The organism is Streptomyces sp. NRRL S-495, assembly GCF_000966955.1.
In the GTDB taxonomy this organism is placed as follows: Bacteria; Actinomycetota; Actinomycetes; order Streptomycetales; family Streptomycetaceae; genus Kitasatospora; species Kitasatospora purpeofusca.
Genome location: NZ_JZWY01000435.1, coordinates 1 through 10,660, shown reverse-complemented (window position 1 = coordinate 10,660; position 10,660 = coordinate 1). Strand labels below are relative to the sequence as shown.

Genomic DNA, 10,660 nt, shown 5'->3' with positions numbered 1-10,660 from the left:
GAGATGTGTATAAGAGACAGCCCCGCGACTGCTGCCGCGGCCGCCGCCCGCACCCCCAAGGTCCTGGTCATCGGCCTGGACGGCACCATGCTCACCCGCATCAAGGACTCCGGCGCCCCGAACCTCGCCGCCCTGATGGCCGGCGGCCTCACCGCCGCGAGCAGCCTCTACACCAACCCGATGGCGGGCACCTCCTCCGGCCCCGGCTGGTCCACCATCGCCACCGGCGTCTGGCCGGACAAGCACAACGTCCGCGACAACAACTTCACCGCCCCCGCCTTCGCCGCCTACCCGGACTTCCTGACCCGGGCCGAGACGGCGAACCCGGCGCTCGCCACCTACGTGGTGGCGTCCTGGGCGCCGATCGCCGACACCATCTACTCCGGCCGGGTCGACACCCGGGTCGCCACCCCGTCCGCCGAGTACGACACCGGCACCACCGCCCGCGCCGTCGCCCGGCTGCGCGACGGCAACCCCGACGCGGTCTTCGTCCAGCTCGACAACGTCGACCACGCCGGGCACAGCAGCGGCTCCGCCAGCCAGGCCTACCTGGACGCGATCCGGGGCGTGGACGCCCAGGTCGGCCAGATCCTCACCGCCGTCCGGGGCCGGGCCGGCTACGCCCAGGAGGACTGGCTGGTGATGATCACCGCCGACCACGGCCACACCCCCACCGGCGGCCACGGCGGCTCCACCTGGGAGGAGCGGCAGACCTTCGTGATCGCCAACGGCTCGGCGTTCCCGGCCGGTTCGGTCCGCCACGACGTGCGGATGGTCGACATCGCGCCCACCGCCCTGGCCCACCTCGGCATCGCCGCCGACCCCGCCTGGGGCCTCGACGGCACCCCGATCCCGGCCCTGGTCCCGGACGACTTCGACGCGCTGCGCCCGCAGCTCACCGGCCGGGTCGACGAGACCGGCATCGCCGCCGGCGTCCTCGGCTTCACCCGCACCGCGCCGGCCGGCTGGTCCGTCGACAACTCGGCGATGGGCACCGGCGGCGTCACCGAGTGGCGCGGCTGGTCGTTCACCACCGACGAGTTCTGGACCAAGGCCCAGCGCGACCAGAACCGCGAGCTCAACGTCCGCTCCCGCAACGTCTTCGCCGTCGCCGACTCCGACGAGTGGGCCGACAAGACCTTCCAGGGGAACTACGACTCCACCCTGGTCAGCCCCGAGTACCCGGTGGCGGGCCGGAGCAGCGTCCCGGTCACCTTCACCACCTTCTACCGGCCGGACGGCGTCCAGACCGCCCGGGTGCTCGCGGTCTGGGACGGCGGCACGCCCGTCGAGGTGAAGAGCTGCACCGCCGACACCAACGGCCGCCAGCGGCTGGACCTGGCCGTCCCGGCGGGCGCGAGCCGGCTGCGGCTGCGCTTCCGGTACACCGGCAGCAACAACTGGTACTGGGTGCTCGACAACGTCCGGGTCGGCTGAGCCGGTCGGGCCGGACCGCCTCCCGAGCGAGTCGGACGGCCGGACCGCCGCCCGGGCCCGGGCGGCGGTCGGGCTCAGGGGGCGAGCGCGGCGCGCAGCCGCTCGGCGACCAGCGCCGCGTCCGCCTCGTCCGGGTACGCCCGGCGCGGCCAGAAGAAGCCGCGCAGCCCGTCCTTCGGGTTGCGCGGCACCACATGGACGTGCAGGTGCGGCACCGACTGGCTGATCCGGTTGTTCGCCGCGACGAAGCTCCCCGCCGCCCCCAGCCCGAGCTCCACCGCCGCCGCCACCCGCTGCACCCGCAGGAAGAACGGGCCCACCGCCGCCGGCGGCAGGTCCGCCAGGGTGGGGTGGTGGTCGCGGGGGACCACCAGCACATGGCCGGGGAAGAGCGGCCGGCGGTCCAGGAAGGCCACCGCCACCCCGTCGTCCAGCACCCGGTGCGCGGGCTCCGTACCGGCGACCACCGCGCAGAACACGCAGTCCATCCGTCCATTCAACCGGCCCCGGGCCGCCCCGGCACGCGCTCCCGCCCGGCTCACCCGTCCGGACCCCGAGCGGGTGCGGGCCGGCGGCGGCCGGGCGCACCGTGCAGGTGGGGCGCGCGGCGCGTCCCGTCGACGAGGAGGTGGCCCGGATGGCGGGCAAGTTCGAGGTGTACGAGGACGCCGGCGGCAAGTACCGGTTCCGGCTCAAGGCGGGCAACGGCGAGATCGTCGCCACCGGCCAAGGCTACGCGAGCAAGGACGCCGCCCACAAGGGCGTGGAGGCCGTCCAGCGGGCGGCGAGCGGCGCGAGCGTGGTGGACGTCGCCAAGTCCGGGGCCGCGGCCTGACCCCGGCGGTCCGTGCCGGGCCGGCCCGGGCGGCACGAGCGCCCCGGCCGGCCCCGCACCGTCGTTCTGCTCCAGTGGCCGGGCAGGCCCGCGTCGCTACTCGTAGCGGTAGAGCAGTGCCTCCCGCTCGTTCTGCTCGATCGCCTCGACGGTCAGCTCGGGGTCCGCCAGGTGCGAGAGCGTGACCTCGGCCGAACTCGGCTGGGCGTCCTTGGCGAGCCAGTTCTCCGGCTTCCATGCCGAGGCGCGCAGGAACGCCTTCGGGCAGTGTGCGAAGACCTCCTCGACGGCGACCACGATCGCGCTGCGCGGTGGCTTGCCGACCGCCGTCAGCTGCTCCAGCAGCCGGGGGTCGGTGGAGACGCAGGCCCGCCCGTTGACCCGCAGGGTGGTGTCCCGGCCCGGCACGACGAACAGCAGCCCGATCCGGCCGGTCCCGATGATGTTGTGGAGGGTGTCCAGCCGCTTGTTGCCGGTCGCGTCCGGGATCGCCAGGGTGAACTCGTCGAGCACCGACACGAGTCCGGCCGGGCCGCCGCGCGGGGACACGTCGCAGCGTCCCTCGGTGTCCACGCTGGCCAGGAAGACCAGCGAGGAGCAGGCGATCAGCTGCCGGGCGACCTCGTGGATGCGGTCCACCTGCTTGCGGCTGGCGTGGTCACTGGGCTGCTCGTAGATCTCCCGCAGCCCGGCCGTGTCACGGACGGAGGTGGCGGCGAGCGCCTCGAACAGGCCGGAGGGCCGATCCGGCCCGGGGGTTGACGGAACAACGGACTCCGGTGTGCTGGTCATACCGATCAAGGTAGCCGAGCCTGTGCGGGGGCGGCCGTTCGCCGTCGGGAAATCCCGCCCGAACCCCTCGCCACCAGCGTTTTCCCGTCGATAATGGGGCCAGGACGATAATGGGCCAGGACGCTTTCGGGGCAGGTGGTCGCCGTGATCATCAGAATCTGGGCCGGGCAGGTCATGACCGGGCACATCGAGGAGTTCTGCGAGGTGTTGACCAGCAAGGTGCTCCCACAACTCGGCCGCACCGACGGCTGCCTCGGCGGGGAGCTGTTGCGCTCCGTCACCGAGGGCGGGCACCGGGTGCTCGTGGTCAGCCGCTGGCGCGACGAGGCGGCGCTGCTCGGCTACGCGGGGCCGATGTGGCGGATCCGGCCGGTCTGGTCGGAGGGCGAACTGCGCTACCTGGCCCACCCGCCGGAGGTCACCCACTTCACGCCGGTCCCCGCGCCCTGATCCACCGCGGCCGGACGATCCGGACGCCGCCGGTCGTGCTCAGACGATCAGCGGAACGGGGTGCACCTCGTCCGCCGGATGCCCGGTGCGCTCGTGGATCCGCTGCACGGCCTCCTTCGACGGAGCCTCGGACAGGCAGTAGACGTGGCCGGACTCCGGATCGGCCCAGGCCTGCTCGAAGGTCACGCCCTCCTCGGCCTGGATCGCCAGGTCCGCCTGGTGCGCCATCCGGAACTGCTCCTCGGTGATGCCGGCCATCCCGTGGTGGACGTCCATGAACTTGGCCATAGCTCCCGCACCTCCCGCGGTCGCCCGCGACGGCGAGTGCCGCCGCCCCGGTACCACCAGCCTGCGCCCGACGCACCCCGGGCCGCCACCGGACGCACCCCGGGCAGACAGCGCAGCCCCCGGCCGACGACCCCGCGCCGTCCATTCCCCGGCGCCGAGTGAAAGAGACCACAGTGGACACCTCTCCCTGGCTCCGCGCGGATCATGGCAGAATGACGGCAGAAGTAGCAGTGACGTTCAGCGCACTCCGGGGTCGGTGAAAATCCGAACCGGCGGTTACAGTCCGCGACCCGTCCGCAGCCAGCGGCCGGTTGACCAGGTGAAATTCCTGGACCGACGGTTAAAGTCCGGATGGGAGGCGTGCGCGGCGGACGAGTGAGCAGGGCCCGTGGTCCCCCGGTGGACTGCGGGAGGCGGTGTGCGGCGACGGACGGGGTTCCCCCTCGTTCCGGCGCCCGGTTCGGCGGCAGCCCGGCGACGGGTCCCGTTGCCGTCCGGCGGTCCGCGTACCCCCGCGCCCACACCTGTCCGTGTCCTTCTCCCGTGCCACACCCCGGAGTCCGCGCCCCAAGCGCGAGGAGAACCCGGGTGTTCACCGGCATCATCGAAGAGCTCGGCGAGGTCGTGTCGATCGAGGAGATCGGCGACTCCTCGCGAATCCGTCTGCGCGGCCCGGTGGTCTGCGAGGGCGCGCGGCACGGCGACTCCATCGCGGTCAACGGCGTCTGCCTGACCGTCGTCGACACCCCCGAGGAACTCGCGGCCGGTACCGGCGAGTTCAGCGCCGATGTGATGGCCGAGACGCTCCACCGTTCCAGCCTGGGCGAGTTGAAGCCCGGCGGGCAGGTCAACCTGGAGCGCGCCATGGCGCTCGGCGCCCGGCTCGGCGGGCATCTGGTGCAGGGTCATGTCGACGCCACCGGGCGGCTGTTGAGCCGCGAGCCGGGGGAGCGCGACGCGGCCGGCGAACTCCGCTGGGAGGTGCTGCGGTTCTCGCTGCCCGACTCCGTCTCGCGCTACCTGGTCGAGAAGGGCTCGATCACCGTCGACGGCGTCAGCCTCACCGTGGTCGAGGCCGCCCGCGACAGCTTTACCGTCAGCCTCATCCCGGCCACCCTCGCGCTGACCACCCTCGGCACCAGGGCCGTCGGCGAGAGCGTCAACCTGGAGGTCGACGTCCTCGCCAAGTACGTCGAGCGGCTGCTGGAGGCCCGCACCCTCCCGCCCCTGCCCGCAACGGACGGCACTCCGGGGGAGGAACGGTGAACTGGCTCAACGGCACCGTCCACCTGCTCGGCCAGGACGTCTACCGCTCCGACATCATCGGCAACCTGCTCGGCCTCACCGCGCTCGCCCTCGGCTGGCAGCGGTCCCGGCTGACCTGGCCGGTCCAACTGCTCTCCGGCGTGGTCCTGGTCGGCGCCTACTGGAGCGCCCACCTCAGCGGCGGCGTCGGCAAGCAGATCGTGGTGATCACGGCCGCCGTGTGGGGCTGGACCAGGTGGCAGCGCGGCGCGCGGGGCGAGGGCGACGTCGCCGTGCGCTTCGCCACCGGCCGCGAGCGCGCCGTGCTGATCGGCGGCACCGCGCTCGGCACCCTGGCGGTCGGCTCGCTCTTCACCGCCGTCCCGCAACTGTCCTGGGACGCCTGGCCGGACGCCTACATCTTCGTCGGCACCCTGGCCGCGATGGTCGCCCAGGCCCGCGGCTGGGTCGAGTTCTGGTTCGCCTGGATCGCCGTCGACCTGGTCGGCGTGCCGCTCGCCTTCGACAACGGCCTGGTCTTCTCCGGCTTCACCTACTCCGTGTACTTCGTCCTGGTCCTGCTCGGCCTGCGCGCCTGGTGGCTCCGCGGCCGCACCGCACACCCCGTGACCGACCCCGTCCTCCAGGGAGCCTCCGCATGACCGAGAACCCCACCACGCGTCCGGCCGAGCACCCCATCACGAGTCCGGCCGGGGACCCCGTCGGCGAGTTCGTCCTCGACCCGGTCGAGCGGGCCGTCGCCGACATCGCGCTCGGCCGCGCCGTGATCGTCGTCGACGACGAGGACCGCGAGAACGAGGGCGACATCGTCTTCGCCGCCTCCGCCGCCACCCCCGAGCTGATGGCCTTCACCGTCCGCTACAGCTCCGGCGTGATCTGCGCCCCGATGACCGGCGCCGAGCTGGACCGGCTCAAGCTCCCGCCGATGACCCAGGTCAACGAGGACCGCAAGGGCACCGCCTACGCCGTCTCGGTGGACGCCAGGGACGGCGTCGACACCGGCATCTCGGCCGCCGACCGGGCCCGCACCGTGCGCCTGCTCGCCTCGCCCGGCACCGGCCCCGGCGACCTCGCCCGGCCGGGGCACGTCTTCCCGCTGCGCGCCGTCGAGGGCGGCGTGCTGGTCCGCCCCGGCCACACCGAGGCCGCGGTCGACCTGGCCCGGCTGGCCGGCCTGCCGCCGGCCGGCGCGATCGCCGAGGTGGTCAACGACGACGGCACCATGGCCCGGCTGCCCGAACTGGTGGCCTTCGCCCGCGAGCACAACCTGGCGATCATCTCGATCGAGGACCTCATCGCCTACCGCCGCCGCACCGAGCTGCACGTCGACCGGGCCGCCGTCACCGCCCTGCCGACCGCGTACGGCGAGTTCACCGCCGTCGGCTACCGGGGCACCCTCGACGGCGTCGAGCACATCGCGCTGGTCGCCGGCGGACTGGCCGAGGACGGCCGGCTCCCCGACGGCGAGGACGTCCTGGTCCGGGTCCACTCCGAGTGCCTGACCGGCGACGTGCTCGGCTCGCTGCGCTGCGACTGCGGCCCCCAGCTCCAGGCCTCGCTGCGGCGGGTCGCCGAGGCCGGCCGGGGCGTGGTGCTCTACCTGCGCGGCCACGAGGGCCGGGGCATCGGACTGGCGCACAAGCTGCGCGCCTACGAGCTCCAGGAGCGCGGCCGGGACACCGTCGACGCCAACCTCGACCTGGGCCTGCCCGCGGACGCCCGGGACTACAGCATCGGCGCCCAGATGCTCGGCGACCTCGGCGTCCGCTCGCTGACGCTGCTGACCAACAACCCGGACAAGCTCACCGCGCTCACCGAGCACGGGCTCAAGGTCAAGGGCCGCGAGCCGGTGGAGATCCCGGCCGGTGCGCACAACGCGCGCTACCTGCGGACCAAGCGCGACCGGATGGGCCACGACCTGCCCGGCCTCGACGGCTGACCCGGCCGCACCGACACCCCTCCCGCACCGACACCCCCTCCCGTACTGATCCGCACCGCAACCCGAACCACCGAAAGGCACCGCACATGAGCGGCCACGGAGCCCCCGAGCTGACCATCGACAACGCCGCCGACCTCAAGGTCGCCGTGATCGCCGCCCAGTGGCACGAGCAGGTGATGAACGGCCTGCTCGACGGCGCCCACCGCGCCCTCAAGGAGCTGGGCGTCGCCGAGCCGACCGTCCTGCGCGTCCCCGGCACCTTCGAGCTGCCGGTGGCCGCCAAGCGCCTCGCCGACCGCGGCTACGACGCCGTGATCGCCCTCGGCGTGGTCGTCCGCGGCGGCACCCCGCACTTCGACTACGTCTGCCAGGCCGCCACCGCGGGCCTCACCCAGGTCTCCGTGGACACCGGCGTCCCGGTCGGCTTCGGCGTGCTGACCTGCGACAACGAGCAGCAGGCGGTGGACCGCGCGGGTCTGCCCGGCTCCAGCGAGGACAAGGGCCACGAGGCGGTCACCGCGGCCGTCGCGACCGCCCTCGCCCTGCGCGCCCTCTGAGCCGACGGGCCGGAGCACACTCCCGGACCGTGGACGTCCACCGGACTGTCCACGGTCCGGAATCGTTTACCGCCGGTCCGCCCGCACACCGTATGGTGAGTCCCATCATGGCTTCGAAGACATTCGAGGAGCTCTTCACCGAGCTCCAGCAGAAGGCCGCCACCGGCGACCCCTCGTCCTCCCGCACCGCGCAGCTCGTCCAGCAGGGCGTCCATGCGATCGGCAAGAAGGTCGTCGAGGAGGCCGCCGAGGTCTGGATGGCCGCCGAGTTCCAGTCCGACGAGCAGACCGCCGAGGAGATCTCGCAACTCCTCTACCACCTTCAGGTGATGATGGTCGCCCGCGGGCTGACGCTCGACGACGTCTACAAGTACCTCTAGACCACTGGACCTCCAGTCCGCCGGACCGCTGGACCTCCGGTCCGCCCCGGCCGCCCGGAAACCCCACCCACACCGAACAGGTAAGGAACTGACCTCCATGCTGCGCATCGCCGTGCCCAACAAGGGTTCGCTCTCGGGTCCCGCGGCGGAGATGCTCCATGAGGCCGGCTACCGGCAGCGCAAGGACTCCAAGGAACTGGTGCTGGTCGACCCGGGCAACCAGGTCGAGTTCTTCTTCCTGCGCCCGCGCGACATCGCCGTCTACGTCGGCTCCGGCCGCCTGGACGTCGGGATCACCGGCCGCGACCTGCTGCTGGACTCGCACTCCAACGCCGAGGAGGTGCTCGCGCTCGGCTTCGCCGGCTCGACCTTCCGCTTCGCCCGCCCGGTCGGCGCGGCGGTCGAGGACGTCGCGGACCTCGAGGGCCTGCGGATCGCCACCTCCTACACCGGCCTGGTCGAGCAGCACCTCGCCGACCGCGGTGTGAAGGCCACCGTCACCAAGCTGGACGGCGCGGTGGAGACCGCGGTGCAGCTGGGCGTCGCCGATGTGATCGCCGACGTGGTGGAGACCGGCACCAGCCTGCGCAACGCCGGCCTGGAGGTGTTCGGCGAGCCGATCCTGATCTCCGACTCCGTGGTGATCCGCCCCAAGGGTGCCGGCGAGGACCCCCGCGTCGACCAGTTCCTGCGCCGGCTGCAGGGCGTGCTGGTGGCCCGCCGCTACGTGCTGATGGACTACGACATCCGCGCCGAGAACGTCGGCGCCGCCGTCGCCCTGACCCCGGGCCTGGAGTCGCCGACCGTCTCCCCGCTGCACACCGAGGGCTGGGTGGCCGTCCGCTCCATGGTGCTCCGCAAGGAGGCCCAGCAGATCATGGACGATCTGTGGGGCATCGGCGCCCGGGCGATCCTGGTCACCAACATCCACGCCTGCCGCCTCTGAGCGGCGCCGGCATAAGCACCGGTTGAATGGGGTGGGGCCGCCGTCGGCGCCCCACCCCGTTTCCGTCGGCCGGCCCCGTTCGCCGTCCGACCGCCCCACCCCTCGAACCACCCCGGAGCCCCTCGTGTCCACCCCCGCCGAGTTCCCCGTCACCTGGGCCCCGCGCCGCACCCGCGCCGTGCTGCTGCCGGTCTGCGCCGTGCTGGTGGTGCTGTTCGCCGTGATCGCGGTCGCCCTCCCGGCCAACTGGCAGCTCAACGACCGGATCATGATGGTGCTCAGCGGAGTGCTCTTCGCCTCCGTCGGCCTGATGCTGGCGCGGCCGCGGGTCAGCGCCGACGCAGAGGGCGTGACCGTGGTCAACTTCGTCCGCCGCCGCCGGCTGGCCTGGGCGGAGATCGTCGGCGTGAACTTCCGCCAGGGCGACCCGTGGGCCACCCTCGACCTCGCCGACGGCACCTCGCTGGCCGCCGTCGGCATCCAGCCCGGCGTGGGCAGGAACCAGGCGATCGCCGACGCCCGCGCCCTGCGCGACCTGGTCGCGCGGCACGGCGCCTGACACCCGCCGACCGACACCCGCGGACCGGCACCCGCCTGCCCGCCGATGCCCGTCCGCCGACGGACGCCCGGCGCCCGCTGACCGGCGTCCGGTGACCGGAATCCGACGCCCGGCCGTGCCCGAACGTGAATCCGACGGTCGCACGGGTATGGTCTACGCTGGCAAAAGCGGGGCAAAGGCATTGCCCTGCCCGAAATCGACCTGAGGAGTGACACTCCCCGTCCATGGACGATCCGTCCGGTAGTACCTGCGCCGCCCACCCTCCGACCGACGGACGGCAGGCGGCACTGTGATCACGGCCTGGTTGCTGCTTCTCGCGGCCCTCCTGCTCATCCTCGCCAACGGCCTCTTCGTGGCCGCCGAGTTCGCCTTCGTGACCGTGGAGCGCGGCGCCGTCGAGCGCGCCACCGCCACCGGGGACGCCAAGGCCGGCCGGGTCTCCCGGGCCCTGCGCCACCTCTCCTTCGAACTCTCCGGCGCCCAGCTGGGCATCACCGTCACCTCGCTGGTCGTCGGCATGCTCGCCGAGCCCGCGCTGTCGACCCTGCTGAAGCCCCTGTTCGGTGCTGTCGGCCTCTCCGACGGAGCCTCCCGCGGCGTCGCCGTGGTCATCGGCATGCTGCTCGCCACCGTCGTCCAGATGGTGATCGGCGAACTGGTCCCGAAGAACTGGGCGATCTCCCGCCCGCTCCAGGTGGCCCGCGCGGTCGCCGCCCCGCACATGGCGTTCTCCCGGGCCTGCCGCCCGCTGATCCGGGTCCTGAACGGCTCGGCCGACCGCACTGTGCGCGCCTTCGGCATCGAGCCGCAGGAGGAGCTGGACCACGCCCGCACCCCCGCCGAGCTGGTCTCGCTCGCCCGGCACTCCGCCCGGGCCGGCGCCATAGACGAGGAGTCGGCCACCCTGTTCGTGCGGACCCTCGGCCTCGGCGACCTCACCGCCGAGTCCGTGATGACCCCCCGCGTGGACGTCTCCGCGCTCCAGCGGGACGCCAGCGCCGCCGACGTCCTCAACCTCACCCGGGCCACCGGCCTGTCCCGCTTCCCGGTGTACACCGACACCCTGGACGAGGTCACCGGCACCGTCACCCTCAAGGACGCGCTCGCCGTCCCCGCCGCCCGGCGCGGCACCGTCCGGGTCGGCGAGCTTGCCGTCCCGCCGCTGCTGGTGCCCGAGAGCCTCCCCGCCGAGCGGCTGCTCGACCAGCTGC

14 protein-coding genes and 1 riboswitch are annotated in these 10,660 nt (G+C 73.2%); of the genes, 11 read left to right on the top strand and 3 right to left on the bottom strand.

What is annotated here, in order from left to right; genetic code table 11:
- The first annotated feature begins 3 nt into the window (after window positions 1–3).
- Window positions 4–1,437 (top strand): alkaline phosphatase family protein, encoded by a 1,434-nt coding sequence (locus VR45_RS22855; protein WP_052709298.1) that lies wholly within the window; start codon window positions 4–6, stop codon window positions 1,435–1,437.
- Window positions 1,438–1,511: 74 nt separating this feature from the next.
- On the opposite strand, the gene VR45_RS22850 is transcribed toward VR45_RS22855, so the two are convergent.
- Window positions 1,512–1,925, bottom strand: coding sequence for an HIT family protein (locus VR45_RS22850; protein ID WP_045941678.1), 414 nt, complete (start codon window positions 1,923–1,925; stop codon window positions 1,512–1,514).
- 149 nt (window positions 1,926–2,074) lie between these two features.
- Between VR45_RS22850 and VR45_RS22845 the strand changes: the two genes are divergently transcribed.
- Window positions 2,075–2,272 (top strand): DUF1508 domain-containing protein, encoded by a 198-nt coding sequence (locus VR45_RS22845; protein WP_045941682.1) that lies wholly within the window; start codon window positions 2,075–2,077, stop codon window positions 2,270–2,272.
- Window positions 2,273–2,368: 96 nt separating this feature from the next.
- Here the strand turns inward: VR45_RS22845 and VR45_RS22840 are convergent, their stop codons facing one another.
- Entirely contained in the window at window positions 2,369–3,064 is a 696-nt protein-coding gene (locus VR45_RS22840; RefSeq protein ID WP_078896749.1) for an MSMEG_1061 family FMN-dependent PPOX-type flavoprotein, read from the bottom strand.
- A gap of 144 nt (window positions 3,065–3,208) precedes the next feature.
- On the opposite strand from VR45_RS22840, the gene VR45_RS22835 reads away from it, so the two are divergent.
- Window positions 3,209–3,514 (top strand): antibiotic biosynthesis monooxygenase, encoded by a 306-nt coding sequence (locus VR45_RS22835; protein WP_159394312.1) that lies wholly within the window; start codon window positions 3,209–3,211, stop codon window positions 3,512–3,514.
- 39 nt (window positions 3,515–3,553) lie between these two features.
- Here VR45_RS22835 and VR45_RS22830 read toward each other — a convergent pair whose 3' ends face one another.
- The gene (locus VR45_RS22830) at window positions 3,554–3,802 is read right to left on the bottom strand and encodes an SCO4226 family nickel-binding protein (protein WP_045941677.1); all 249 of its coding nucleotides are present in this window, start codon (window positions 3,800–3,802) and stop codon (window positions 3,554–3,556) included.
- Between the two features lie 239 nt (window positions 3,803–4,041).
- A riboswitch (FMN riboswitch) is annotated at window positions 4,042–4,169 on the top strand.
- Window positions 4,170–4,390: 221 nt separating this feature from the next.
- On the opposite strand from VR45_RS22830, the gene VR45_RS22825 reads away from it, so the two are divergent.
- The 8 genes from VR45_RS22825 to VR45_RS22790 all read left to right on the top strand — a co-directional run.
- Window positions 4,391–5,068, top strand: coding sequence for a riboflavin synthase (locus VR45_RS22825; protein ID WP_045941676.1), 678 nt, complete (start codon window positions 4,391–4,393; stop codon window positions 5,066–5,068).
- On the top strand, window positions 5,065–5,709 hold the full coding sequence (locus VR45_RS22820; RefSeq protein WP_045941675.1) for a nicotinamide mononucleotide transporter family protein: 645 nt from the start codon (window positions 5,065–5,067) through the stop codon (window positions 5,707–5,709). The genes VR45_RS22825 and VR45_RS22820 overlap by 4 nt, the downstream gene beginning before the upstream one ends.
- On the top strand, window positions 5,706–7,007 hold the full coding sequence (locus VR45_RS22815) for a bifunctional 3,4-dihydroxy-2-butanone-4-phosphate synthase/GTP cyclohydrolase II (RefSeq protein WP_078896748.1): 1,302 nt from the start codon (window positions 5,706–5,708) through the stop codon (window positions 7,005–7,007). Before VR45_RS22820 ends, VR45_RS22815 begins: the two co-directional genes overlap by 4 nt.
- An 86-nt stretch (window positions 7,008–7,093) precedes the next feature.
- Window positions 7,094–7,564: a 6,7-dimethyl-8-ribityllumazine synthase gene (ribH, locus tag VR45_RS22810; protein ID WP_045941674.1), complete on the top strand. Its 471-nt coding sequence runs from the start codon at window positions 7,094–7,096 to the stop codon at window positions 7,562–7,564.
- Window positions 7,565–7,671: 107 nt separating this feature from the next.
- On the top strand, window positions 7,672–7,944 hold the full coding sequence (locus tag VR45_RS22805) for a phosphoribosyl-ATP diphosphatase (protein WP_030306151.1): 273 nt from the start codon (window positions 7,672–7,674) through the stop codon (window positions 7,942–7,944).
- Between the two features lie 97 nt (window positions 7,945–8,041).
- Window positions 8,042–8,890, top strand: a complete 849-nt coding sequence (hisG, locus tag VR45_RS22800; protein WP_030396371.1) for an ATP phosphoribosyltransferase — start codon at window positions 8,042–8,044, stop codon at window positions 8,888–8,890.
- Window positions 8,891–9,014: 124 nt separating this feature from the next.
- The gene (locus VR45_RS22795; RefSeq protein ID WP_045941673.1) at window positions 9,015–9,449 is read left to right on the top strand and encodes a PH domain-containing protein; all 435 of its coding nucleotides are present in this window, start codon (window positions 9,015–9,017) and stop codon (window positions 9,447–9,449) included.
- Between the two features lie 289 nt (window positions 9,450–9,738).
- Window positions 9,739–10,660, top strand: a 922-nt coding sequence (locus VR45_RS22790) for a hemolysin family protein (RefSeq protein ID WP_052709296.1), incomplete at its 3' end; no start/stop codon positions are given.